A 26,716-nucleotide genomic window follows, 5' to 3' on the forward strand; every position below is an offset into this window, starting at 1 on the left:
GGTTTGACTGTCGATGCGCAGCACGCGTTCCCCTGAACATCTCCGAATGTCGGTTCTAGACTACCATCCGTCAGGAGTCAACATCAGGAGGCTGCGGGGAGCTATTGCTCGGGCCGGTCCCGCAAGACTAAGCCGCAACTCGCTTCCGCCGAAGATCTTCCGCGATCAACTTCCCATGAAAGCGCCCATTTTCGATGAAGATCTCGCTCGTCCGCTCGCCCGCAACAATGACTCCAGCCGCATAGATCCCCGGCACATTGCTCTCAAGCGTAGCCGGATTGCATACCGGGCAACGGTCATTCGACTTATCCAGCTTCACTCCCAGCCGCTCGATGAACTCGAAGTCTGGATGGTATCCCGTCAGCGCAAACACAAACTGGTTTGCAATCGTCACCTTTCCCCTCCGAGTCGCGAGCGTCACATTGTCCTCAGTAATATTTGTGACAACACTGTCGAAGTAGGCTTCGATCTCATGGTTCTTGATCCGGTTATTGATGTCTGGAAGAATCCAGTACTTCACGCTCTTCTGAATCTCTTTGCCGCGATGCACCAGCGTCACCTTCGCCCCATGTCGCCAAAGATCGAGCGCAGCAATCGCCGCCGAGTTCTTGCCTCCGATCACAAGCACCTCGAGCCCGTAGTAGGGATGCGGCTCATGATAGTAGTGCTTCACCTTGCTAAGATCTTCCCCTGGAATTCCAAGATAGTTAGGCAGATCGTAGTACCCGGTGGCAATCACCAGCTTCCGCGCACGATGCTGTACCGCCCGCCCAAAGCGATCCATCGTATGAACTGTAAAGTTTCCGTCCCCGCCACCCACCCGCTCGACATTCTCATACTGTCGAACGTCGAGCCTGTAGAACTCCGCCACCTTGCGATAGTACTCAAGCGCCTCGCTGCGTTTGGGCTTCTGGTTCGGGCTGGAGAAGGGCATGTCCCCGATCTCCAGCAGCTCCGGCGTCGTAAAAAACGTCATATGGGCCGGGTAATGGAACAGCGAGTTACAAAGGCAGCCTTTATCGACCAGCATCGTCGTAAAGCCAGCCCGTTGTGCCTCAATCGCGCAGGCCATGCCGGTCGGGCCTGCGCCAATCACCAATAAATCTACAATCTCTGAATCCGCACCCTCGCCCATACCTTCATTCTACTGAAGGCGCGCAAGCGCCAATCCCAGAGCTAGTTGTCCAATACAACCAGCTTGTGGGCAATCGCAAACAGCGCCAGCTCCAGCCGCGTCGAAACGCCGGTCTTATCGAAGATATTTGAAAGATGCCGCTTCACAGTCTCTTCACTAATAGTGAACTGCTTCGCCACATCCTTGTTGCTGCAGCCTTCCACGATGCAGGTCACAACTTCCAGCTCTCGCGGAGTCAACCCATAGGTCTTCCGCTCGGGCACTGCGGCTGCTTTCTTCATCAACTCATTCAGCGCCGTCACCAGATTCACGACACGCTCGCCGCCAATCCAGTAATCGCCAGACAGTACAGCCCGCAGCGAACGCGAAAGATCGCCGGCGACCGCATCCTTCAGCACGATCCCGCGAGCTCCGATCTGTAGCGCCTCGATGATCTGCTGCGTTGAAATCGTACTCGTCAGCATGATGATCTTCACGCGCGGCGACTTGCTCATGATTGCGCGCAGAGCCTCAAGCCCAGGCAGACGCGGCATCTGCAGATCGAGCAGCAGAATATCCGGCTCCAGCTCCAGCGTCTGTGTAATCGCCACATCGCCGTCTTCGGCCTCGCCTACCACCTCGAAGCCAGCCTCATTCTCCAGCATGTTCTTCACGCCGAAGCGCACTACAGGATGATCGTCGGCAACAACGATACGGATCGGTGTCGCCGCAACAACTGCATCGTCAGATTTCTTTATCGATTCCTTCATCGTGCATCATCTCCCGACAACTCGTTGACTCGACACTAGTTGCTTTCGCGTGCGACCAGAATACGCCGCAGCCGTTCGCACGCCACCATGAATTCGTCCAGTGTAGCTACATCGTCATCACACAAACCCCGCTCCTCCATTGACGTTGCAAGTCTTTGCAACTCAAGGGCCCCCACCATTCCGCATCCACCCTTGATAGCATGAGCCTCCTTTCTATACGCCGCATCCTCGCCGTCGGACGCTGCCCGCCGCATCCGCCCAACCCTCGTCTCCGCATCCCTCAGGCAGAGCGCATACAGCTCGTCTAACTGCGAACGCCGCATCGACCCCATCAGTTTCGCGTAAACGCCCTCATCCAACACAACTCCACTCGTGCCGCTTAATCCCCCTTCGCCCCGAGCGGAACCACCGGAGATCGCTCCCGCCAGGGTCTCCATCGTAAACGGTTTCAGCAGGAACCCATCGAACTCCCGCCCCACCCCATCCTCCACCTCGCTTCCGCTCATCGCCAGCAGCAAAGTCCCCGCCCCGCACAATCCGCGCAGCCGCCGAGCCAGCTCATCCCCCGCAGTCCCGGGCATCTGCATATCTGTCAACACCACCTCCGGCAACGGACGTGCTCGCTGCACATGCACCAAAGCCGCATCCCCCGACTCCACCGCCTCCACCTCGTATCCCGCCCGCTCTGCCAGCAGAGTAAGCACCTCGCGGCTCAGCTCGTCGTCATCCACAATCAAAACTCGAACCGGCATGTATTTTCATTCATCCTCAGCGCAAAGACTATCAACTGACAGTCTTCAATACCACTATCGCGCTCGATAGCGGTAAAGTAGTTGCCATGGCTTCAGGGGATCTGCAGGACGAGCAGAATCAGGACCGGCCGAAGCAGCCCAACGAGCAAGCCCAACTGGCCGCGGCCCTCGCAGCTCTCTCCGCCCGCGTCGAAGGTCTCGAGCAGCAACTGGCAGAACTGCGCTCCACCCCATCCTTGCGAGCGCGCAAACTCTCAGCCCTTCCTCCGCCACCTCCTCCCGGAACTCCATCCACCGCCTCGATCCCGAGCGTCAACCGCAGCCTTCCCAAAGCCAGCGGTTCACTCGAAGACCGCATCGGCTCCCAGCTCTTCAGCCGCATCGGCATAGTCGCTCTCCTCGTCGCCACCGCCCTCTTCCTCAAGTGGGCCATCGACAACCATTGGATCGGCCCCACAGGCCGCATCCTCGCGGGTCTAATCGCGGGCGCGGGTATCGTCGTCTGGTCCGAGCGCTTTCGCCGCCAGGGATTCAACGCCTTCTCCTACTCCCTCAAAGCCATCGGCAGCGGAGCCCTCTACCTGTCCCTCTGGGCCGCCTTCCAGCTCTACCATCTGTTACCTGCCGGCGTCGCTCTCGCCGCCATGATCCTGGTCACCGCCTGGAACGCTTACATGGCCTGGTCGCAGAACAGCCAGGTCCTCGCCGCCTATGCACTCGCCGGAGCATTTGCAACTCCTCTGCTCCTCTCCACCGGCGGCAACCACGAAGTCTTCCTCTTTACCTACATCCTCGCAATCGATGTAGCAACGGTCTTGCTCGTCCGTCTCAAGCCCTGGCCGCGCCTTCTCTTCGGAGCCTTTCCCCTCACCGTAGCCTTCTTCATCGGCTGGTACGTCGAATGGTTCGACGTCTACAACACCACGAAGCCCCTCGCCGTCACAGCGATCTTCATCGGCCTCTTCTTCCTTACGTTCCTGCTCCCATCCATCCGCATTCAACAAAACGAAGAGCACCCATCGACTCCAATTACCGAAATCCTCCTCCCGCTAGCGAACGCAGCCTTTGCGGCACTCGCGTTCTACTCCATCCTGCATGACACCGGCAATCACGATCTCCTCCCCTGGCTGGCGGTTCTATTCGCCGCACTCTATCTGGGCCTGATGCGCCTGCCCCAACCCCGCGTCACCTCCGCCGTCCATCTCTCTCTCGCAATTGTCTTCCTCACCATCGCCATTCCCCTTAAGGCCAGCGGCCGTTGGATCATCGTTGGCTGGCTCGCTGAAGGCGCGGCTCTTCTCTGGGTAGCGGCTCGCCTGTCCAGCCCAGCAACAGACAAAACTCCCGAGCCAGCCCCGCTCATCCTCCGCCGCCTCGCCGCCGCAGCTCTCGTTCTCGGTATCTGCGGCCTCCTCATCGAACCCTTCTGGCTCAACGAACGAATCGACACCGCCTTCCTCAATCTCCGCTTCGCCACCGCCCTCTTCGGACTAGCCGCTCTAGCCCTCTCCGCGATCTTCGCGCACGGCCCCCTTCGTCACTCCGACCAACAGAACAAAGCCTTCCCCAACTGGCTCACCATCGCGGGATCCTCCATCGTCGCGTTCAACTTCATCGCCATCCTCGCCTGCCTCCGCGAGCTTGACTCCGCATGGAGCGTCACCGCGGGCAATCCCGAAGCCGACCTGCAAAAGGCCCTCGCCATCTCCGCTTTCCTCATGCTCTACGGCGCAGGCCTGCTCGCCATAGGCTTCTGGAAGCGCTCCGCCTTCATCCGCTGGCAGGCACTCTTGCTGTTGGTCTTCACCATCGGCAAAGCCTTCCTCTACGACCTGCGCAACCTCAGCCAGGGCTATCGAATTCTAAGCTTTCTCGGGCTCGGGGCCTTACTGATGGCAATCAGCTTCGCCTATCAGAAAGACTGGCTGGCCCTCCGCATCCCCAATCCCACATCCGAACCTCATCTGCCCAAGCACGAAGGAGCCGACCAGTGAAGTCTGCGATCCTTCTGACCCTCCTTCTCTGGCAGGCAGCCGCAGCCCCGGAGCACACCGACCCGCACTACCTCCGCTACGAACGAACCATCACCACGCCGTCAGGCGCAGGTCAAAGCTGCGCCATCATTGACCCATCCCTCTTTCCACACGCCGGTCCATCACTCAAAGATCTCCGCCTCTTTCAGGACAACCGCGAGATACCCTACGCCGTCACGCTGAGCGAACCCCAGCAACCAGACAGCGACACCGCCGCCATCCGCAACCTCGGCCTCCGCGGTCGCAACATCGTCTTCGATCTCGAGATGCCGAACCGCCCCTACACCGAGCTCACCCTCGATCTAGCCGGACATGATTTCCTCGCCACCGCAACCGTCTCCGGCACCCACGACCCCAGCTACGCGAACCAGACACAGCTCGGCGAGTTCACCCTCTTCGATCTCACCAGCCAGCATCTCTCCCGCAGCACGACGATCCACCTGCAGGAGACCAGCCTCCCCTATCTCCACATCGAACTAGCCGTCTCCCCGGCCACTGGCACCCACACCTTCGACGCCTCCCCCCAGGCCCTGCAAAAGATGGTGCAGAGCGCCACCGTTCCCCCCAGCCGCGAAGCCCAGTCCCTCTACACCACTGCAGTCCAGACCGCCACCATCACGCAGCGTGGCCGCAAAACTGTCGCAACCTTCGCCCTGCCGCAACGCATCCCCATCGAGCGCGTCTCCTTCTCCATCTCATCCGCCTTCAAAGCGAACTTCAGCCGCGACATCAGCATCACGGACCATCCCGCCGCCTCGCCCAACCCAGCCGACGCACTCAGCGAAACCCTCGCCGGCACCATCCTCCGCGTCCATCTCACGCAGGCTGGCCGCGAGATACGTCAGGAGCAACTCAGCGTCCCCGCCACCCTCGGCTCCAACATGCAGAGCGCAGCGACAGTCGAAGTCGCAGTCAACAACGGGGACGACGCCCCGCTCCCCATCACCGCCATTCGCCTCGAGATGCGCCAGCGCAAGATCTGTTTCGACGCCCCCACGGCCCAGCCTCTCACCCTCTTCTACGGAGACGCTGACCTTACCGCCCCGCAGTACGACTACACGCGCCTCTTCTCCCCTTCAGCCGAGTTTCACGCAGCAAACTTAGGCCCCGAGCAGTTCAACCCTGCCTATCGCGATCGCCCCGATGCGCGCCCTCTCACAGACCGCCATCCTCACCTACTCTGGATCGCCCTTCTCATCGTGATCTGCCTTCTCGCGATAGTCGCCATCCGCTCGTCGAAGACAGTCCACCACTAGCTGTCAGCCCCTGACAGCATATCTTCCGACCAACGGGAGGACCATCGCTGCCAAACCAACCGAGACAACGTATATACAAGTCACGAAGTGACCGCCCTCCGCGCAGGAGGCCCGTCCGGCAGGACATTATCTTACCGAATAGCCGCATCCACTTCGTTGATCCAGTTAGGCGACTTCAGAATCTCTCTCGGCTTCGATCCATCCGCAGGCCCCACCAGACCATCGTTGTACATCATGTCGATCAGGTGAGCGGCGCGCCCATATCCAATCCGAAGCCTGCGCTGCAACAGGGAAGTACTCGCCTTCCCAAACTCAAACACCAGTCGAACCGCATCATCGTACATCGGATCGTTGTTATCCCCATCGACGCCGCCGTCGCCATCCTTGCCCGTGCCGGTATCTTCCTTCGGTCCTTCCAGGAAGCCATGCACATACTCAGCCTCGCCCTGCGCCTTCCAGAACTCAGTCACGGCCGAGATCTCTTTCTCTGTCACAAACGGCGCATGCACACGCTGCACCCGGCTGGTCCCCGGCGGCAGATACAACATATCGCCGCGTCCCAACAGACTCTCCGCGCCATTCGAATCGATGATCGTCCGCGAGTCCACCTTCGTCGCCAATCGGAAGCTCATACGAGTCGGCACATTCGCCTTGATCAATCCCGTAATCACATCCACCGAAGGCCGCTGCGTCGCCAGCACAAGATGAATGCCCACCGCGCGAGCCATCTGCGCCAGCCGCGTAATCGACTCCTCGACATTCGCCCGATCCAGCATCATCAAGTCAGCCAGCTCGTCAATGATGATGATGATGTAAGGCAGCGGCTCCTGATTCACATCTTCAAACAAGTACTCGCTGCCATGATCGAACAGCTTGTTGAACTGATCGATGTTCCTCACATGGTTGGCAGCCAGCAGCTTCAGCCTTCGCTCCATCTCACGCACAGCATTGCGCAGCGCATTCGCCGCCAGCTTCGCCTCCGTGATGATCGGCGTAAACAGGTGCGGGATACCCTCATACATCCCAAGCTCTACCCGCTTCGGGTCCACAAGAATCATGCGAACCTGCTCCGGCGTCGACTTGAACAGCACACTCATAATCATCGCGTTGATCGCAACCGATTTACCCGAGCCAGTCGAACCCGCGATCAACACGTGCGGCATACTCGCCAGATCCGCAGTAACGATGCGCCCGTTAATGTCCTTCCCCAGCGCAATCGCCAGCCTGCTCTTGCTCTGCGCAAAGCTCTCACACTCGACCACATCCCGCAGCCAGATCGTCTCCCGCTCATGGTTCGGCACCTGAATCCCAACCGTGCTCTTGCCCGGCATACGCTCAATCAAAATCGACTCAGCCGCCATCGCAAGACAAAGATCATCCGCCAGCCCGGTGATCCGAGCGACCTTAACCCCAGCCTCCGGCTTGAACTCAAACGTCGTCACCACCGGTCCCGGATTGATCTGGGTCACCTGCCCATCGACGCCAAACTCAGCCGACTTCTCCACCAGCACCCGCGCCTCTTCCCGCAGTGCATCCTCGCGAACCACAGCGTGCTCTTCACTCCGATAAAGCAGCGACGAAGGCGGAAGCTTATACCCCCGCACACTCTTCGGCACAATCGTCACCGGCTTGATGTCCGCATCTGCACGCTTGCCGAACGAGATGGTATCCGGCAGCGTATGCAGCGGCTGCGGAGCAGCAGTGACGGGAGCAGCAAACGAAGCTCTCGGCTCATCCATCACCTTCTTCGGCGCACGTACAGGAGCCGCAGCCTTCATCGAAACCGGCTCACGCCACTCCTCTGCACCGCCAAACTCTCTAAAATTCGACTCATCATCCAGCGCATGCACCGGAGCCGCCGCCTTCGCCAGCACCTCCGCAAACGGCGCAACCGCCGCCGCCGCCGTACCAAACGCCGTCACCGGAGGAGCATCCACCAGCGTCCGCGGCATCGCCCCAAAGATCGAAGCATGATGCCCGCCCGCAACCTCCTCAGGCACAATCGAGATCGGCTGCACTTTTTTCTTCCTGCTCAACCAGCCGAACAATCCACCCAGCAGCGTCGCTGGCTCCGGCTCAGGCTCCAGCCTTCTGCGCTCTGCCGCCTCCGCAAGCTCACGAGCCCGCCGCGCTCTCGCATCAGCCTGTTCCCGCTTGCTCCCATAAGCTTCTTCAAGATCAACCTCGGCGCCAGCCCGGCGACTCCGCCGCTGCGACCACCACTCCCACAGCCGCTGCACAAATCCAAATCGAATAGTCGCCCACTCCCGCGCCGTATTGAAGGTAAACGTAGTCACCAGATACAGCGACATTGCCACCATCAGCGTCAGCACAATCGCCGCTCCCGGCAGATTCAAATAATGCACCAGCAGATCCGCCAGCAGCCGTCCCGTAGTCCCCTCGATAGGCAGTGAGCCACGCCAAAGCATCTCGCCAGGCAGCAGCGCAATCGCCGCCGGCCCAAACACCACCCACATCCCCAGCCCAATCGTCTTCGCCAGCGGAGATCCAGCCGGTCGCGACCGCATCCAGCAGATTCCAAGCCGCCCCAACACCAGTGGCAGAAAGAACGCAGCCACCCCAATCAGCTGCAACATCGCATCCGCGAGATAGGCCCCAACCATCCCCGTCCAGTTATGCGCCGGCCGCCCCTTCACATACTGCCCCACCGTATCGAACGACGGATCGGTCGGCGTATAACTCGCCAGCGCCAGCAGCAGCAGCCCTGCGCTCACCAGTACGACCATCCCGAGAATCTCATTCAGGCGGCGGTTGCGCGTCGGGGTCGAAACAAGTCTCAGAGTTTTCATTGGGGAGCCTTCACGTGAGGGGGACGCGCGGGCTCATTCGTCACGGCGCGCACAACCCCTCACGCCGTCCGATCCAAACCGAGCCCGCAAATCACCAGAGCACCTTCGATTATCCCAGACCCTCCCCAACCCCCTGCACAAATGTCGAAAAACCTCGCTTTGGGGTACCCACATACAAACCCACGGGCACTCCCTGCATCTACTCCCTCATATTCACCGCCGAGCCAAATTTCACTCGGCGGTCCTTAGAACCGGTTGGCAGGGGAGCGGGGTTTTCGCGATTTCTCTTGCTTGCCGTCGGCGGAGGAGAATCGCGCACAGCCGACGGACCCTGCCCCAACCGCACCAACACTTCACCCCAGGATTGAGGTTTCCATCATGCCAACAGACACAGGGAAGCAGCACGAAATGCAGCGCGCTCTAAACTCCCTTATCAGCACCCTCCTCGACAGCCAAAAAGGCTTTGCCGACATCGGCGAACATCTGAAAGACGACACCCTCAAGCGCTACTTCCTCGCCGAATCCCTCAAACGTGCCAGCTTCCGCGGCGACCTCGAGGAGATCCTCCATCAGAACGGCGTCCACGACATCAAGGAGTCCGGCACAACCGCCGGAACCCTCCACCGCGTCTGGGGAGACCTCAAAGCTAAACTAGGCGGCGGCGACCACACCCTCCTCGAGACCGCCGAACAGGGTGAAGACGATGCCAAAAAGGCCTACGCCGATGCTCTCAACCAGGATCTTCCGCTTCCCGTCCGCCAGCTCATCGCTGATCAGCAGGCCCACGTCCTCACCTCGCACGACTACGTGAAGAGCCACCGCGACACACTCATATCCAAATAACCAAGGCGATGCAACTCGACGATGGGCAGCAGGGTTCGTCCCGGCTGCCCATATTTTTGTTAGCGCCAACAATTTTGCTGGTGTGGACATGCATCAAGACAGGCGCAAAGAGGGAAGTGAGTCAACGTGATCGGCCGCATCCTCCTCGCCTCAATCTTCCTCATCTCCGGCACTCTTCACTTCCTGGCCCCGGGCGTCTATCTCCGAATCATCCCGCCCTACCTGCCCGCGCACACACTTCTAGTCCACATCAGCGGTGCGGCGGAGATACTCGGCGGCATCGGCCTGCTCGTTCCCTCAATGCGTCACACCGCAGCCTGGGGTCTAGTGGTTCTGCTCATCGCCGTCCTGCCGGCCAACATCTACATGGCGATGTCGCACCTGCGCTTACCCGGCGTCATGGGCCAAAGCTGGGCGCAGTGGTTGCGCATCCCGCTGCAGATCCCACTTATCTACTGGGCCTGGCTCTACACCCGCAGATAACTATCCACGGTCTAATACCCCGCGTGATACAGACCAAACACCACCACCGAAGCCGCCAGGCAATAGATTCCAAACAGATACCATCGGCCCTCCTCCAGCCAGCTGCTCAACCACCTCAAAGCCAGCAGCCCCGCCAGAAACGCAAACACCGCACCAAGCAATCCCATCATCATGCTTCCGTGCAGATCAATGGGCACACCCGCCGCCGTCGCCGCATGCGACGCCTTCACCAGCCGCATCACCTCGCGCCCCACCGCCGGAGGCGTCAGCACCACAGCCAGCGCAAAGCTGAACCGCTCCGCCCGCTCCTTGCTCGCCCCCGTCAACATGCCCGTCGAGATCGTAGCGCCCGACCGGGAAAATCCGCGGAACGGCAGGCATAGCCCCTGAATCGCTCCGATCCAACCCGCCTGCCGCATCGTCACGCTGTCGCCATAGACCTTCTCATGCGCCCCCATCCGCCGCTTCTCCATCAGCCCCGCAAGCAGAATCAACAAGCCCGCAGCGAACAGCGCAGGAGCGATCAGATCCAGCCGCCCAAACAGCAGCTCAATCTCACCCTTCGAAGCCCCTTTGAACGCAGTCTTTTCGATCACCTTGATGATCACTTCGCCGATCGCAGCCGTCAGCAGCGATGCCCAGATCAAGCGAATCAAAAACCGTTTGAACGCGTCGCCACTCGAGAAGTAGGTCTTCTTCCACTGACTCCAGAAGTAGACAATCACGGCAAACATTGTGCCCGTATGCAGCATCACCAGCAGCAGCGTCATCTGCGGCGTCGTCGGATCCAACCCCAACAGCTTTTCGGCGACTACAACGTGAGCGGAACTCGAGACAGGCAACAGCTCAGCAAGACCCTGCACAATGGCAAGGAGGATGACATGAAGAATCGACATGCATCCATCCTAAAGCGTCCGCATGTGTAAACGGTAAACAAGCTATGTCCTGCCGGACGAGCCCACGCGCAGTGGGCCCTTCCGGCAGGACATAGCTTCTAATCCCGATCACTCCCATAGATCGCGATCCCCTGCGAAACTCGAAACGCAATACTAGCCCCCCGCGCCGCAAACTCCGACTTCGGATACCGTGCCTTCAAATCCATCGCCAGGGCCTGCGTCCTCTTCGCCGCCTCCTCCGACCGCTTCTTATCCTCCTGCACCTGGTACATCGTCACCACCACACCCTGCCGATAAACCGCGTTGTAAAGCGCCTCCGCAGCCTTAGGCCCATCCGCATACTGCTGCGCATACTTCACATAAAGCCCCGTCTCCATCTCCGGACACTTCGGCAGCCCCTGCCAGTCCCCGCACAACTTGTTATCCAGCAGATCGAACGCAGCCCGCGCCGCAAACTCACTCCCCGGATACGTCTTCATCACCTTCTTCAACTCACCCTCGTAGATCTGCGGCCGCAGATAAGCCTCCTGCTCCTTCGCACTCGGCAGCGTGCTGATATCGACCTTATCCAGCTGCCATCGAATATCCGCCGCCCGCCACGCCGCCTCAGCCGCCAGCGGAGAGTCCGGAAAGTACTCCGCCACGCGCTTGTAAAGCAGATGAGCCGCCCCCGCCGCGCCTTTCGGTGCATGCGGCCGCTCCGCCTCATCTTCAAAGTTCGCAGCTGAACCAAACAGAATCACATCCCCACCAGCCGTCCCCGGCCCCAGAATCCCCTTATCCCGAATCCACCCCGACGCCGGAGTTACATTCGCGTCCTCGCCGAACTCAGGCTTGTTGCGATCGTCCTCATTCGCGTCATCGTTGATATCGGTATTCGCAAACACCTTCACCCAGGCACCACTCCGCTCAACAATCTGCACCTCATGTCCCGGCGTCACCAGCGAGATCTTCTGCGCATCCGCATCCGACGCCACATACACATTCGCATCATGCAGCACCGTCGCAATGGCCGTCCTGTCGTAGTCCTTTCCCTTCTTCTGACCTATAGCAGCGACGCTCGCCACCAGCAGCACCGCTCCAGCACCCATCGCCGCACATCGCCTGATAGAAAAAATTCGCATAGACCTCATTTAGACGCCACCACAATCCTCTGGAAAGCCAAACACCGTCCAGTCTAAACTTTCGCTCCTCAACGAAACGAACCAATATCGTCCACGACTCCCCAGACCGCGCCTCTATCTCAACGAGCATCAAATCCATAGACTAGAGAAAGACCATGCAGCCAGATAAAAACGCACAAATCGCATGATGACACTCCAAACAGAAGACTATTCGAGCCTCAAGCGGAAGTTGATCCTCCGCGACTCCCTGACCTTTCTCAGTCTGCTGCTCGTCACCATCGTTCTGTTCCTCATGACGTTCTTCCTCTTTCGCTCCTTCACCTCCCACCGCGAAGAGCTTGCCCAGCGCTGGTCCGCCCGAGGCCAGGCCGCCATCAACGCCGGCCGCCCCGACCAGGCCATCGTCGCCCTCCGCACCGCCCTCTCCTACGCCCCCGGCCAGCGCTCCTGCGAGCTCCTCCTCGCCCTGGCCCTCGGCGACGCCGGCCACACCGAGGAGTCCTTCAACTACTTCCTCGGCCTATGGGAGACCCAACCCGGCGACGGATTCATCAACCTCAGCCTCGCCCGCCTCGCCGCAAAGAAGAACGACATCCAGGCTGCCATCAACTACTACCGCGCCTCCATCTTCGGCACCTGGCAGGGAGACGGAGTCCTCCGCCGCCGCGAGGTCCGCCTCGAGCTCTCGCAGTACTTCATCGCCCATCACGACCTCAGCCCCGCCCGCACCGAACTCCTTATCATCGGAGGCAATGCGCCCGAAGACGTCCCCCTCTCCCTCACCCTCGCGCAGCTCCTCGAGCAGGCCCAGGCCCCTCACGACGCCTTGACCTACTACCGCAAAGTTCTCACGCAGGAGCCGAAAAACCAGATCGCCCTCGATTCCGCTGCTCGCCTCGAATACGACTCCGGCCACTTCGACGAAGCCCACCGGCTCATGGAGCAGGTCATACACCAGCAGGAAACCTCCCCCTCCACGCGCGAACCAATCACCCCCAGCGACAAGGAGATGCTCGAAGACTCCGCGCGCATCCTCGAGCTCGCTCCCCTCAAGAAACTGCCCAACAACGAACGCGTAGCGCGCATCCTGCAAGTCCGCGCTCTGGCAAAGAAGCGCTTCGCCGTCTGCAGCGCTCAGCTCTCCGTCGCCAACGGCTTGTCTTCTCCGCTCAAGGATCTCGCCGCAAAGTGGACGAGCAAAGACGCCACCGCCAGCCGCGCCGCTCTCCTCAACGACCCCGCCCAGCAGGATGCCACCATGCAGCTCGTCTTCGACACCGAGTCCCAGACCAGCAAGATCTGCGGCCCTCCCACCGGCGACGACGCCCTCCTCCTGCAACTCGCCAAATTCCCCAAAGCGATGGAGCCCTAAGTCAAGATGGAAGATCGAACAGCAATGGCGGAGACGGAGCCGGTCGCACAAAGTACCCTGCGCGACGACATGATCGCCCGCATCGCCTCCGGCCGCGAAGAGCGTGTCTTTCTCCTCCTCTCCATCTTCATCGGTGTTATCTCCGGCCTCCTCGTAGTCTCCTTCCGCATGGCCATCGAGTGGCTCAGCGTCCTGCTCCTCGGCTCCTCTCCAAACCCGCACCAGCTACGCCTGCTCTACATCCCAGCCGCCGCCGGCTTAGTCATCGCGGTCTTCACCCGCTACATCTTCCCCAATGTTCGCGGCAGCGGCATCAACCAGACCAAAGCTGCCCTCTACATCAGCAACGGCTATATCTCCTTCCGCACCGTCATCGGAAAATTTCTTCTCGCCGCCCTCGCCATCGGCAGCGGCCACTCCCTCGGCCCCGAAGACCCATCCCTCCAGATCGGCGCCGGAGTAGCTTCACTCATCAGCCGCCGCTTCGGCATGTCGAAAGAAAAACTCCGCATCTTCGCTCCCATCGGAGCCGCCGCCGGCCTCGCCGCAGCCTTCAACGCCCCCATCTCCGCCATTCTCTTCGTCATCGAAGAGGTCATCGGCCAATGGAGCGCCGCAGTCCTAGGCTCCATCGTCCTCTCCGCAGTCGCCAGTGTCGTCGTCGCCCGCTCCTTCTGGGGAGCACAGCCGATGTTCCGCATCCCCGTCATCGATCTCCGCGACTCCCGCGAGCTCCTCGCCTACGCCGTCCTCGGAGTCGTCGGCGGTTTTGCCTCTCTCCTCTTCGCCCGCTGCCTCAGCTACCTTCGCCCCAAGCTCCGCAGCCAGCCGCAGTGGTCGCAGCTTCTCCAACCCGCCGTCGCCGGCCTCCTCGTAGGAGCCATCGGCTACTTCGGTCTAGTACAAGTCATGGGCGCAGGATACGAAGCCATCGACCAGGCCATGCACGCGCAGTTCGCCTGGAAGATGCTCCTCCTCCTCGCTCTCTTCAAGATCATCGCCACCACGCTCTCCTTCTCCAGCGGCACCCCTGGCGGCATGTTCGCCCCCACCCTCTTCATCGGAGCCATGCTTGGCGCATCCGTAGGCACCTTCGAAAAGATCTACTTCCCCCACCTCACCGGCACCATCGGCTCCTACGCGCTGGTTGGCATGGGTGTCCTCTTCGCCGCATTCCTCCGCGCTCCCCTCACCTCCGTCTTCATGGTGCTCGAGGTCAGCGGCAACTACTCCATCGTCCTGCCTGTCATCCTCGCCAACACCATCGCCTACCTTATCTCACGCGTCCTCCAGCCTGTCCCCATCCTCGAGCAGTTCACCCACCAGGACGGCCTCGACCTCCCCTCCATGGAAGAGCTCCGCGAAGAGAGCAACCTCCACCTAGAAGACGCCATGCAACCCGTCACCGTCCCCGTCCTGCAAGGCAGCGAAACCATCCCCGACACGCTCAACTCACTCGTCCAATACGAAGACCTGAAATCCATCCCCATCTTCCTGGTCCACTGCAGCGACGGCCTCTGGTACACCGCAAGAAGAGAAGAGCTCGAAGCCCTCTCCGCGAATCAGCCAGAAGGGCAAGACGCGACCACACCCACGCCCTCAGCCGAGACACTAGACGAGCATCTAGGCCCCGAGCGCACTCCCATTCTCTTTCCCGACCAGCCGCTATCCAGCACCCTCCCGCACTTCCAGCGCTGGCCTCTCCTCCCCATCACCAACCGCGCCATGCGAGGCTCTCTCGAAGGCACAGTGACCCTCGAGGACGTTCTAAACCGCTACCAAAAACACTAAGTCTACCCCCGACCAACGGGAGGACCATTACCTCACACTCACCGAAGACAAGGTATACACGTCACGAAGTGACCGCCCCACGCGCAGTGGGCCCGTCCGGCAGGACTAAGCCTTAGCAGCCAGCTCCCCCTCCAACTGCTCCCGCAGCGCCGGCTCCAGGTTCCCTCCACTCAGAATCACCGCCACCTTCTTCGCCCTCGGCAGCTCCTCCGCATGGAACAGCGCCGCCGCCAGCGTCACCGCCCCACTCGGCTCCGGCACCAGCGTCGTCGCCCGCAACATCACTCGCATCGCCGCCAGTATCTCCTCCTCCGACACCGTCACAATCCCATCCGCAAACTTCATCACATGCGCAAAGTTCAGCACCCCCAGACTCTGCGTCCGCAGCCCATCCCCAAGCGTCCGCGTAGTCTTCGCCGCGGGCCACTCCACCAGCGTCTTCGAATAAAAACTCTCCTTCGCATCCGCCGCCAGCTCCGGCTCCGCGCCCCAAACCTGCACCCCGGCACTCACCAACCCAGCCTGCGCCGCCAGTTTCACCGACGTAGCCGTCCCACTCAGCAACCCGCCACCGCTCACCGGCGAGATCACCAGCTCCACCCCCGGCAGCTGCTCCACAATCTCCAATCCACACGTAGCCTGCCCCGCTATAATCTGCGGAGCGTCATAAGGCGGAATCATCGCATACCCAAACTCCGCCACCAGCTCCTCCGCCTTCAACCTCCGCTCCGACGAAGCCGGCCCCACCTCCACAATCTCCGCCCCCAGCGCCCTCGTCGCCGCCTTCTTCACCTCAGGAGCGTTCCCCGGCATCACAATCACCGCCTTCGCCCCCAGCGCCCGCCCCGCATACGCCACGCCCTGTGCATGGTTGCCGCTCGAATACGTAATCACCCCACGCCGCAGCGCCTCAGGCGACAACTGCGCCACCATGTTGTAAGCCCCACGCAGCTTGAAGCTCCCAATCGGCTGCTCACTCTCTGCCTTGATGTAGAGATCAAACTCCGGCTCCGGAAACTTCCCCATCCGCAAACGAGCCCGTTCCACGCGATAAAGCGGCGTCCTCACGGCAACCCCGGCGATCCGCTCCTTCGCCGCCCGAATCTCCTCCAACGTCACAAACTCGCTCATCTACTTCATCTCCTCGACGCATCGCCGCAGAGATAATACTATTCGTCCACCCACGCAACAGTTAAATCAGAAGCATCGGAGCAACGCCGCTAAAACACCCGCCCCAACCCAAAGAACCACTTCCGATGATCGCTATCCCCGACACTCCCGCCACCATAAAACGGCCCAAAGATCGTCTTCACCACCACCGCACCTGAGATATCGTTAGGCAACGTCGGCGTCCCCGCAGCCGCATTCCACACCTTCCCAATCTCATAAAATCCCGCCGCATAGATCGAATCCCCGATCACCGGATTCAGCTTCGTCAGCCGGTACAGATAACCCACCTGCCCGAGAAAATAATCACTCCCCAGCAGCTCTCCACGACCGTAAGCACTCAACCGCAGCGCACCACCAAGCGAAAACCCCGCCAGCCCAAGGTTCGTCGCTCCGAAGCTCGTTCCTCCCTCCATCGTGCCAAAGATAATCCCCTTCTGCCCCGCAGGAAAGAAGTGCGCCACGCGAGTATCCCACTGCGAGTAGCCGCCCTCGCCAAATGGCCTCTGCGTCGAGTGCGTAAACTTCGTCAGCAACTCCGACCCCCTCGTCGGCACCTGCACATTATCCTGCCCCAGGTATTGAAACCGCACGTTGCTCACAAACGGCGTCAGGTGAAAGATCTGCTCAATCGGCTGCCCCACGCGCAGCTTCTCGCCATACCATTGATAGTCCTCACCCACTCTCAACTCAGCCTTCGAGCTGAACCGATACCCAAGATCCAACCCAAATCCATTCCGCTCCTCCGTGTACTGCGAGAGCTCCTGGCTCCCCGAATAAAGCGACGTAATCGTATGAGCGTAGTAGGCTCGCGGCGCAGCAAAGTACCGTTTCGCCGCCACCAGCGGTTGATACAACTCCGCTGAAACCCCCGCCACCTGACCAACCGAAGCGTCCACCCGTACCTCAGACCCCGGCCCCGTCAGCCCAAAGAACGTCACCCGTCCACCCAGCCCCAGCTGAATATCGTTCGAATCATTCGAAGCAAGCGTCGGCCCCACATCCAAAAACGGTGGCCCATAGTCTTTGATCCGTGGCCGTACGAGCAGCCCGGTCATATTCTGCTCATCGACCAGGTTATAGCTGATGCTCGAGTAAGTTCCCGTGCCCTGCAGATCCACGATCGTCCCTTCAATCTTCTTCGGGTCAATCGGCTTGCCGACATACTTCGTAAACTCATTCGCAATCTCTGCACGCTGCGCGCCCTGCACTCCACGCACACTCACAAACTGCGGAGTGGGAATCTGCGTCCTTCGCCGCGCATCTCGCTGCGCCACATACGCCTGCCATTCGGCATCGTTCAAGGCATACTTCAGCAACTCCGCCGAATGCTCTTCTGCCACCTTCACGCCCTGCGGAACAATCTCCGCGCTCCTCTCAAACTCGCTCGAGCTGAACTTGCTCACATCCGCCTTCAGCAGAATGTTGGCGTTCTTCATACTCTCGAGCTCGTTCGCCGAAACCATGATCGCAACATTCCTTCCCGCCACCCCGACCAGCGAGTTCAAGCTCGCCTTATCCACCGGCCCCGTATCCAGGTACACCGCAATCACAATCTCCGAGCCCATCGACCGCGCCACATCAACTGGCAGATTATTCACCGCGCCGCCATCCGAGTAGATCTGGTCCCCATGCGTCACCGGCGCAAACACACCAGGGATCGACATCGTCGATCGCATCGCCTGTGCCAGCGACCCATCCTTGAACACATGCTCCTTGCCCGTCGTAATATCAGTCGCCACGCAGCGAAAGGGAATCGGTAGATCGTCGAAGTTCTTCAAATCGTAGTAAGGGAGCATCTCCCGATCCAACAGCAACCCCACCGCCGACCCCGAGTTCAACCCATTCGGCAGACTCAGGCCATGCTTCAACCCAAACTCGAGCCGATTCGGAAACGCCAGCTTGTCTTCTTTCCGGCGATAACTCAATGCCGGAAACGGAACCTGCCCGCTCAACACCGCCGGCCAGTTAATCCCACCGACAAACTCCTCAATATCGTCCGGGCTGTTCCCCGACGCATACAGTCCGCCGATCAGGCCGCCCATGCTCGTCCCGGCAACATCATCTACTGGAATGTGGTGCTCCTCCATCCACTCAATCACACCGACATGCGCAAACCCCAGCGCCCCACCACCCTCCAGTACCAGCCCAATCCGCTGCCGGGTCGGCGGCTCAATCACCGGCCTCTGCGCCCAAGCCGCTCCTGCCGCCCACACCATCGCAATCGACATCGCCGCAGCAACGATCGTCTTCAAAGCTGTTTGCGGGCAGGGATGGAGTCGAAGAAGCTTCATAAGAAGGAGCAACTCGCAACAGGGATGTTGTCGCTTCATTCTACGGGGCATACTCCGTTTATCTTCAGAACTTCAACCCTCCAGAATCACAGGCATCACCTGAGGTTCCATCCACCAAGCCCTCCGGCAAGCAAGCGTAGCCAAACAGTGACAATCTTGCGTAGCCAAACAGTGACAATCTTTTCATGTTGCACTGACAATCGCGCCAGGCGAAACGCCTACCGTGTGCTGGGGCCAGCTTCTTGGCTCAATCAGTTTGGCAAAGGGAGAAGTGGATATGACGAAGTTCGAAAATCTGATCGGGAAATCCGCGAATCGGCGTGCGTTCCTGAAAACCGGAATCACAGCAGCAGGTGCAGCGACAATCGGCGCTGGACTGTCGGGCAGCGGGCGATCCGCGTTCGGTGAGGATCAAAACAGGGATCGAGACGACATCACCAAAGGCGATATCGCGATCCTCAGGTTCCTCAACGTTATCGAGCAGATCGAGACCGATCTGTGGATTCAATACTCCGAACTCGGAGGCACCCAGGACAAAGAAGTCTCCGGAGCCAACGGGGGAAATCCTCTCTACACCGCCGCACTCTCCATTCTCGATGGCGACATGGCCCAGTACATTCACGACAACACCGACGATGAAATCAGCCACGTGGCCTTCTTGAAAGCCTATCTGGAGTCGAAGGGGGCCGAGGCCGTCGACCTCAGTCCATTTGCCACCATCCCAGGCAGCACCGCGACTGGATCCACCGGCAAGAAGCGTCTCACCAACCTCACCCAGCTCACCGTCGACACCAGCTTCTGGTCCTCGTATCGCAGCATTACCAACCCCGACGTCGACGAGAACTCGCCGTTCCTGCAAGCGGTTCCCAGTCTCAACGTAGGCCGGCATACCGCGATTCCAAGATCCGACGCCGATACCGCCGGCAGCTTCATCAGCAGCGATAACACAACAAGCATCACACCCCACCTCCAGGCGATCGCCTTCACCGCTGGATTCCATTTCGCCTTCATTGAGGCAGGCGGCACCAGTCTCTATCCAACTCTGGCCCAGCAAGTGCATAACGCGGAGGTCCTGAGGGTCCTGCTCAGCATCGGCCCAGCCGAGACCATGCACTTCCAAACCTGGCAGGACAAGGCTGGCAACGCACTCCCGCTCACCGACGTCGACAATGGACCCGGAGGAACCGGAGCAACGGTTACATTTACAACCCTTTCCGCAGCCCAGGGAGAGACCAATCCAGAGTCTCTCAAAGGCGACACCCTTCAGGCCAACCTGATCATGCCCGAGCCAACCCACTTCCTCAGCAAGAAGTTCCCCCCGGTTTCGATCATTCGTCCAACTTCGACCAAAAACTCAGGAGCGATGGCCACCGTCCAGGCCTTTATCAAGGACGGGCTCTTCATCGGCCAGAAGAATCCCGAGTTCCTGCGTCTCTTATTCGAACTGGCGGAGGAAGCAGACGAGGCTCACCGCGGATTCTAAACGATCTGTAAGTTTTTCCTCAAAGAGAAAGGCGCGGAGTGCCCAGGCGCCTTTCTCTTATTTTTCAACTCTTCGTCATATCTCCAGAATCACCGGCATGATCAAAGGACGCCGGCTCGTGCTCTTCTGGATATACCGCTTCAGATCGTTGCGAATCTTCTCTTTGATCACGCCATAGTCGGCCTTCTCTTCCGCCGAAGACCCTTCCAGCGTCCGCTGCACCACCTGCCGCGCCTCACTGATCAAACCCTCTTCTGTTGCGATCGCCATACCGCGGATCACAATCTCAGGCGGATTCTCCAACAGGCCTGTCTGTTTATTGATCGCAATGATCGGCAGCACAATGCCATCCTCGCTCAAGTGCTTCCGGTCGCGAATGACAATGTCTTCCACCACGTCCGTCGAGGTCCCGCCCGAATCAATGCACACTCGCCCAACCGTTACCTTCCCGGTCTTCGTAGCCGAGCCCTTATCCAGCTCCAGAACGTCGCCGTCCTCCATCAAAATCGTCTTCTCTACCACGCCCATCGACCCCGCAAGCTCAGCATGACGCTTCAGGTGTCGATAGTCACCATGGATCGGAATAAAGAACTTCGGTCTCACCAGGTTGATCATCAACCTCAGCTCCTCCTGGCTCCCATGCCCGCTCACGTGGATCAGACCCGACTGCCCATCATCATGAATCACTTTCGCATCGCGCCGCTCCAGGTGATCGATCATCCTGTAGATCGACTTCTCATTTCCCGGAATCACCCGCGAGCTCAGGAGCACCGTATCACCCGCATCGATATGCGCGAACTTGTGATTGTTCACCGCCGCCCGGCTCAGCGCACTCATCGGCTCACCCTGCGTGCCGCTGATCATGATCAGCAATTTATTCGGAGCAAAATCACGAATCTGCCCCGGATTGATCACCAGACCCTGCGGCAGATCGAGATACCCAAGATCCTGCGCAATCTCGGTCGAGTTATCCAGCGACCGCCCAATCACGGCAACCTTGCGCCCATGCTGATGCGCCAGCTCCATCGCCAGTCGGATCCGATGAATCGAAGACGAAAAGCAGCTGAAGAAAAGTTTCTTCTTCGTCTGCGAAAAGATCTCATCCAGCTTCGGCCGCACAGCCCGCTCACTCGGCGTATACCCATTGCGGTCCACGTTGGTTGAGTCCTGCAACAGCGCCAGCACGCCCTGCTTGCCCAGCTCCGCAAACGCATGCAGATCAAACGGCTTGTTATCCGGTGGCGAAAGATCAATCTTGAAGTCGCCCGTATGCAGCACCACGCCCACCGGCGTATGAATCGCCAGCGCCACGCAGTCCACCAGCGAGTGCGTCACCCGGATCGGCATGATCGAAAACGGCCCCAGCGTAATCCGATGCCCGGGAATCATCTCGTTCAGATCCGCATCATCCAGTAGCCGGTGCTCTTCCAGCTTGCCCTCGACATACGCCAGCGTAAACTCCGTCCCATACACCGGAACATTCAGTTCAGACAGAATCCACGGCAGTCCGCCAATGTGGTCTTCATGTCCATGCGTCAAAAGGATCGCGCGAACCTTCTCGCGGTTTTCAGTCAAATAGCTGATATCCGGGACAACAATGTCCACACCCAGCAACTCTTCTTCAGGAAACATCAGACCGGCGTCGATGACAATAATGTCATCCTGCCAGCGGATCGCCATGCAGTTCATACCGAACTCGCCAAGGCCACCCAGCGGAATCATCTTCAATTTATCTTGTGCCATCAATAGTTAAGCTTACCATCGCAAGCCCGACTGCTCTGTGAACGAGGCAAACAAGGCATCTTCCCCACAATCCGCCCGAAGAAAACATGCGATCAATCATCAACGCCCGATGAATCGCCTACCGCGCCGCCTCCAGAACCTCGATCCCCTCCAACCCACCAATCACCACCTTGCTCGCCATCCCCAGAAACAGCCCATGCTCCACCACCCCAACCGTCCCCTTCAACTTCGCCGCCGCCTCATACGCATCGAACCCAACCTGTGGCAGCTTGCAGTGCACAATGTAGTGCTGCCCATCCGTCACATACGGTTTCCCCTCGTCCGTCACCCGCAGCTCCGACTCAAACCCCAGATCCTCGAGCCGCCTGATCGTCGTCTCATAGCCAAACGGCACCACCTCCACCGGCAACGCAAACACGGCTCCCAGCGTCTTCACCAGCTTCCGCGGGTCCACTGCAATGATCAGCTTCTTACTCGCCATCGCCACAATCTTCTCGCGCAGCAGCGCCCCGCCATGCCCCTTGATCAGATAAAGCGTCCCCTCCTGCACCTCATCCGCGCCATCGATCGTCATGTCCAGCTGCGGCAGATGCGCAAAGTCGCTCATCGGAATCTTCCACTCCAACGCCAGCTTCTGCGAGGCCTCAGACGTAGCGATCGCCTTGATCCGCAACCCCTCCGCAACCCTTCGCCCCACCTCTTCAATCACCAGCGCCGAAGTGGACCCCGTTCCCAGGCCCACCGCCATTCCATCTTCAATCTGCGCTGCCGCCCATACCGCAGCCCGGCGCTTGGCTGCATCGGTCGAATTGCTCTCAGGAGAACTCATGCCTTCCTTGATATCACGGGAAGCAAAAATCTGCATCCCTTCTGCGACGGGCAGGCAGAAGCCAGTACTGCAAGACGGTTCATGCGGCCGTGGTCCCCACTCGTCGAAGACTATCTTTGAATTCGAACGCTTATTCGAATATCGGTGCGGCTCGCGTTTAGCATTGAGTAAAGTTGCATACGTGGCGAAGCCTCCCACTCATTGGCCATTCGCCTGGGTAAGCGCATCTCCAATCACAACGGCAAGAAAAGGAGTCGAACATGTTCGCCTTCCGCCGATCGACCGAAGCGTTTCCCTCATTGAGAACCGGATATCTCCCCCGATTTGCAGGAGTCTGTCTCGGCATCCCCCTCCTATTGCTGGCGACGTCGTTGGCCATGGCGCAGGATACGCCGAGCGCGGCGCCATCTACCCCGGATGCCCTGAAGTGCGCCGCTTTGGCCCAGTTGAAGCTCGAAGACGCTCCAGGAGGCCCGGCAATCATCTCTTCGGCACACCTGGTCGAAGTGCCGTCGACCGGTCTCGATCAGTGGATCGTCATCCCCAGCGGATACGGAAGCGTTGCCGCTCGCATTCCCACTCGTATCCACGCGTATTGCGACGTCACCGGCTATGTGGCGCCTCAGAACAAATTCGAATTGAAACTACCTCTGCCCGACGATTGGAATCAGAAATTCTTCTTTACCGCGTGCGGCGGCTTCTGTGGCTATCTTGATGGCAGACGATGCAATCTTGGCCTCGCGCGTGGTTATGCCACAGTCACGGGGAACGGCGGACACGAGAGCGTCATGGGGTTCGACGGCGTATGGGCTGCCAACGCCCCCGAGCTACAAGAAGACTTCGGTTGGCGAAGCAACCATGTCGTCACGCTCATTTCAAAGGTTATCGTCACGCACTACTATGGCGCACCCATCAAGTATTCCTACATGGTTGGCAACTCAAAGGGTGGCCAGGCAGTCCTGATGGAGGCTCAAAGGTTTCCCGAAGACTTCGATGGACTGATGCCCAGCGCTCCGGTTTACGACTACACCGGACGGAATACAATCGCAGCGGCCTGGTTTGCGCAAGGCATCACCGATGGTCACGGAGGCTCGGTGATCACCGCCGAAACCTCTCAAGTCGTACACAACTCTGTGCTCGAGCACTGTGGAGCGCAGTCGGGCGTCGAAGAGGGGCTCGTGACCGATCCGCCAGCCTGCAAATGGAACCCGGAGATGATTGCCTGTGCCGACGGCACCCAGAAACGGGATTGTCTGAATCAGAAACAGGTCAGCGCGATCAAGCGTCTGATGTCCCCAGCTACAAACTCCAAGGGGGAAGTACTCTGGGCTTACCCCTACATCCCGGGAACGGAGACCCAGTGGGGAGCCTGGAACTACTTTGGGGCGCTCAGTCCCGGACTTCCTCCGCGCACCGCCAACCTGGACCTTCCTGGGCAGCACATGAAATACCTCGCAGACTCGAAGGTGAGGGAGAACATTGATGCTCTCAACTTCGACTTTGATCGCGATCCCCCAACCCTCGAGAGATCGCGCCAAATTTATGATGCGACCTCGCTTGACCTGCGTTCCTTCAAGGCGCACGGTGGCAAGATTGTCATGTGGCATGGTTGGGCCGATGGAGCCATCTCTGCGACATCCTCAATCGGATATAACGAAGGGGTCACCAGGCTGATGGGAGGGCGAAAACAAACGGAAGACTTCTTCCGGCTCTTCCTGATTCCAGGAGTGCATCACGGTGGCGGAGGTCCGGGTCTCACCGAGTTTGACGCATTCACGGCCTTGGAGAACTGGGTCGAAAAGGGCCACGCTCCCGATGTGCTGATTGCCGGACGCTCAACCAATGGCGTCGTGGAGCGATCGCGACCCGTCTTTCCCTATCCAATTCTGGCCCATTACTCCGGACACGGCGACCCCAGACACGCCGACAGTTTCGTGCCGTTCGATCCTTCCACACACTGATGTTTTTACCTACGTATTTCGGTGCGTCAAATTCCATCAAAACGAGAGTTGCACGTCAATTTAGGCCAACAGGCCGAGGCGCTCATTCCAGACAGCAGAGGGTCAAATCGAGCTGGATGGTCGGCAACCGGATGTAGTCCGGCGCAAGCTTAGGGTTGCCAAATCGCAGAAGCATTCATCGGTGGCAGATAGGTACTTACAGTCGGCTTATGGGCGGCGATAACCTGAGCCATCTGCGACCGTCGCGGCATCTGAGAGTGGCCTCGATCAATTCACTCCCAACGGAGAACCCTCATGTCCACGCCCGAACAGTACGACGCAATCATCATCGGCAGCGGAGAAGCCGACAAATATCTAGCCTGGCACCTTGCCTCTCAGGGCAAGAAAGTCGCCAACATCGAAGACAAGCGTCTAGGCGGAGCCTGTCCCAACATCGCCTGCCTGCCCAGCAAAAACGTCATCCACTCCGCCAAGGTAGCCTCCTTCTTTCACCGCGGAGCCGAGTTCGGCATCGTCCACGGCGACTGGCACGTCGACATGGCAGCCGTCAGCGCCCGCCGCCAGCGAATGATCGACGGCCTCCGCGACATGCACCTCGCCAACTACGCCAAATCCAAAGCCGAGATCGTCATGGGCTTCGGCCGCTTCCTCGCCGAAAAGACCATCGAAGTCGCCCTCAACGCCGGTGGCACCCGCACCCTCCGCTCCGACTCCATCTTCCTCGACACCGGTTCCCGCGCCACCATCGACCCCATCCCCGGCCTCGCCGACTCCGCGCCAATGACCCACATCGAAGTCCTCGAGCTCACCACCCTCCCCGAGCATCTCCTCGTCCTCGGCGGCGGCTTCATCGGTCTCGAACTCGCCCAGGCCATGCGCCGCTTCGGCTCCAACGTCACCATCATCGAGCGCAACCCAACCCTCGTCCACCGCGAAGACGCCGACGTCACCGAAGCTCTCCACCAGCTCTTCGCAGACGAAGGCATCGACATCGTCACCAGCGCCACCGTCACCCGCGTCGAAGGCACCAACGGCAAATCTGTAACCGTCCACCTGAACGACGGAGCCAGCCTGGAGGGCACCCACCTCCTGGTCGCCACCGGCCGCACCCCAAACACGCAAAACATGGGCCTCGACCTCGTCGGCATCAAGACCACCCCCTCCGGCCACTTCCAGGTCAACGACCGCCTCGAGACCACCGCACCCGGCGTCTGGGCTCTGGGCGACTGCGCCGGCTCCCCCCACTTCACCCACGCCTCCTTCGACGACTTCCGCATCGTCCGCGACAATCTCGCCGGAGCCAGCCGCAACACAAAGAACCGCCAGATTCCCTCCGTCACCTTCACCGACCCCGAACTAGCCCACGCAGGCCTTACTGAAAACGAAGCAAAGAAGCAGGGAATCGCCTACCGCCTCGGCAAGATCCCCATGGCCGCCGCCCTCCGCACCCGCACCCTGGATGAAACCCGCAGTTTCATGAAGGTCCTCATCGGTTCCGACGACCGAATCCTGGGCTTCACCGCCTTCGGCCCAGGCGCAGGCGAACTCCTCCCAGTCATCCAGCTGGCCATCTCCGCCAACCTGCCCTACACCGCCGTCCACAACCTCATCCTCACCCACCCCACCCTCTCCGAGGGCTTCCTCAACCTCTTCAACACCATCCCAAAGCAACCAGCATAATCAAATTCCGGTCTCGCATCTTCCGCTCTAGCATCTTCCGGTCTCGCATCGCCAGCCGGATATGCTTTTGCATCTAGGTACGCCAAGGCTTTAGCCTTGGCCTTCTAGGAAGCTAAATCAAAGCGGGCTTTAGCCCCTGGGGTATGCCTTCTTTGTCTGGGCGCAACAAGCTCCTTCAAGCGAATGGGTCCGGGAAGCCGCGAATCCATCTTCGACGCCAAACGCTATCATTTTGCAAAAAGCGATAGCCTCAAAAATAAACTTCAAAATCGTGGCGTATTTTTAGACACCCAAAAAGAAGCTGCGAAAACACCA

Annotated in this window: 19 protein-coding genes; 9 read left to right on the top strand and 10 right to left on the bottom strand. The window is 59.6% G+C overall.

From position 1 onward, the window contains the following. Positions 1 to 127 precede the first annotated feature (127 nt). Genes HDF09_RS17500 through HDF09_RS17510 form a run of 3 tightly spaced genes read right to left on the bottom strand, consistent with a single transcriptional unit; the run spans position 128 to position 2,636 of the window. Positions 128 to 1,135 (bottom strand): YpdA family putative bacillithiol disulfide reductase, encoded by a 1,008-nt coding sequence (locus tag HDF09_RS17500; RefSeq protein ID WP_183768756.1) that lies wholly within the window; start codon positions 1,133 to 1,135, stop codon positions 128 to 130. Positions 1,136 to 1,176: 41 nt separating this feature from the next. Continuing rightward, positions 1,177 to 1,884 carry a response regulator gene (locus tag HDF09_RS17505; protein WP_183768758.1) on the bottom strand — a complete coding sequence of 236 codons (708 nt, stop codon included), beginning with the start codon at positions 1,882 to 1,884 and terminating at the stop codon, positions 1,177 to 1,179. Between the two features lie 35 nt (positions 1,885 to 1,919). Beyond that, positions 1,920 to 2,636 carry a response regulator gene (locus tag HDF09_RS17510; RefSeq protein WP_183768760.1) on the bottom strand — a complete coding sequence of 239 codons (717 nt, stop codon included), beginning with the start codon at positions 2,634 to 2,636 and terminating at the stop codon, positions 1,920 to 1,922. 86 nt (positions 2,637 to 2,722) lie between these two features. Here HDF09_RS17510 and HDF09_RS17515 point away from each other — a divergent pair, with 86 nt between their 5' ends. Further along, a complete protein-coding gene (locus HDF09_RS17515; protein WP_183768762.1) occupies positions 2,723 to 4,630 on the top strand; it encodes a DUF2339 domain-containing protein in 1,908 nt (635 codons plus the stop codon). Continuing rightward, positions 4,627 to 5,925: a DUF3999 family protein gene (locus tag HDF09_RS21185; RefSeq protein WP_183768764.1), complete on the top strand. Its 1,299-nt coding sequence runs from the start codon at positions 4,627 to 4,629 to the stop codon at positions 5,923 to 5,925. Before HDF09_RS17515 ends, HDF09_RS21185 begins: the two co-directional genes overlap by 4 nt. Before the next feature lie 131 nt (positions 5,926 to 6,056). Here the strand turns inward: HDF09_RS21185 and HDF09_RS17525 are convergent, their stop codons facing one another. Continuing rightward, positions 6,057 to 8,735 carry a DNA translocase FtsK gene (locus HDF09_RS17525; RefSeq protein WP_183768766.1) on the bottom strand — a complete coding sequence of 893 codons (2,679 nt, stop codon included), beginning with the start codon at positions 8,733 to 8,735 and terminating at the stop codon, positions 6,057 to 6,059. Between the two features lie 378 nt (positions 8,736 to 9,113). Between HDF09_RS17525 and HDF09_RS17530 the strand changes: the two genes are divergently transcribed. Together HDF09_RS17530 and HDF09_RS17535 are read left to right on the top strand one after the other, a co-directional pair. Next, the gene (locus HDF09_RS17530) at positions 9,114 to 9,578 is read left to right on the top strand and encodes a PA2169 family four-helix-bundle protein (RefSeq protein ID WP_183768768.1); all 465 of its coding nucleotides are present in this window, start codon (positions 9,114 to 9,116) and stop codon (positions 9,576 to 9,578) included. A 126-nt stretch (positions 9,579 to 9,704) separates the two neighbouring features. Then, the gene (locus HDF09_RS17535) at positions 9,705 to 10,061 is read left to right on the top strand and encodes a DoxX family protein (RefSeq protein WP_183768770.1); all 357 of its coding nucleotides are present in this window, start codon (positions 9,705 to 9,707) and stop codon (positions 10,059 to 10,061) included. Positions 10,062 to 10,072: 11 nt separating this feature from the next. Here the strand turns inward: HDF09_RS17535 and HDF09_RS17540 are convergent, their stop codons facing one another. Then, positions 10,073 to 10,957, bottom strand: a complete 885-nt coding sequence (locus tag HDF09_RS17540) for an undecaprenyl-diphosphate phosphatase (RefSeq protein ID WP_183768772.1) — start codon at positions 10,955 to 10,957, stop codon at positions 10,073 to 10,075. Positions 10,958 to 11,055: 98 nt separating this feature from the next. Next, complete coding sequence (locus HDF09_RS17545; protein ID WP_260181645.1) at positions 11,056 to 12,081, bottom strand: SH3 domain-containing protein; 1,026 nt, start codon at positions 12,079 to 12,081, stop codon at positions 11,056 to 11,058. A 184-nt stretch (positions 12,082 to 12,265) separates the two neighbouring features. Between HDF09_RS17545 and HDF09_RS17550 the strand changes: the two genes are divergently transcribed. Then, positions 12,266 to 13,453, top strand: a complete 1,188-nt coding sequence (locus HDF09_RS17550) for a tetratricopeptide repeat protein (protein ID WP_183768774.1) — start codon at positions 12,266 to 12,268, stop codon at positions 13,451 to 13,453. A gap of 6 nt (positions 13,454 to 13,459) precedes the next feature. Beyond that, positions 13,460 to 15,244, top strand: a complete 1,785-nt coding sequence (locus tag HDF09_RS17555) for a chloride channel protein (protein WP_183768776.1) — start codon at positions 13,460 to 13,462, stop codon at positions 15,242 to 15,244. A gap of 105 nt (positions 15,245 to 15,349) precedes the next feature. Here the strand turns inward: HDF09_RS17555 and HDF09_RS17560 are convergent, their stop codons facing one another. Together HDF09_RS17560 and HDF09_RS17565 are read right to left on the bottom strand one after the other, a co-directional pair. Next, the gene (locus HDF09_RS17560; protein ID WP_183768777.1) at positions 15,350 to 16,375 is read right to left on the bottom strand and encodes a threonine ammonia-lyase; all 1,026 of its coding nucleotides are present in this window, start codon (positions 16,373 to 16,375) and stop codon (positions 15,350 to 15,352) included. 89 nt (positions 16,376 to 16,464) lie between these two features. Next, on the bottom strand, positions 16,465 to 18,705 hold the full coding sequence (locus HDF09_RS17565) for a patatin-like phospholipase family protein (RefSeq protein WP_183768778.1): 2,241 nt from the start codon (positions 18,703 to 18,705) through the stop codon (positions 16,465 to 16,467). 277 nt (positions 18,706 to 18,982) lie between these two features. On the opposite strand from HDF09_RS17565, the gene HDF09_RS17570 reads away from it, so the two are divergent. Further along, entirely contained in the window at positions 18,983 to 20,188 is a 1,206-nt protein-coding gene (locus tag HDF09_RS17570) for a hypothetical protein (RefSeq protein ID WP_183768779.1), read from the top strand. Between the two features lie 75 nt (positions 20,189 to 20,263). On the opposite strand, the gene HDF09_RS17575 is transcribed toward HDF09_RS17570, so the two are convergent. Continuing rightward, positions 20,264 to 21,931: a ribonuclease J gene (locus HDF09_RS17575; RefSeq protein WP_183768780.1), complete on the bottom strand. Its 1,668-nt coding sequence runs from the start codon at positions 21,929 to 21,931 to the stop codon at positions 20,264 to 20,266. A 118-nt stretch (positions 21,932 to 22,049) separates the two neighbouring features. Next, a complete protein-coding gene (rpiA, locus tag HDF09_RS17580; RefSeq protein WP_183768781.1) occupies positions 22,050 to 22,760 on the bottom strand; it encodes a ribose-5-phosphate isomerase RpiA in 711 nt (236 codons plus the stop codon). Positions 22,761 to 23,020: 260 nt separating this feature from the next. On the opposite strand from rpiA, the gene HDF09_RS17585 reads away from it, so the two are divergent. Both HDF09_RS17585 and HDF09_RS17590 read left to right on the top strand, forming a co-directional pair. Beyond that, positions 23,021 to 24,721 carry a tannase/feruloyl esterase family alpha/beta hydrolase gene (locus HDF09_RS17585; RefSeq protein ID WP_183768782.1) on the top strand — a complete coding sequence of 567 codons (1,701 nt, stop codon included), beginning with the start codon at positions 23,021 to 23,023 and terminating at the stop codon, positions 24,719 to 24,721. A gap of 294 nt (positions 24,722 to 25,015) precedes the next feature. Continuing rightward, positions 25,016 to 26,401 (top strand): dihydrolipoyl dehydrogenase family protein, encoded by a 1,386-nt coding sequence (locus tag HDF09_RS17590; protein ID WP_183768783.1) that lies wholly within the window; start codon positions 25,016 to 25,018, stop codon positions 26,399 to 26,401. Positions 26,402 to 26,716 lie beyond the last annotated feature (315 nt).

This window comes from Edaphobacter lichenicola (assembly GCF_014201315.1).
GTDB lineage: Bacteria > Acidobacteriota > Terriglobia > Terriglobales > Acidobacteriaceae > Edaphobacter > Edaphobacter lichenicola_B.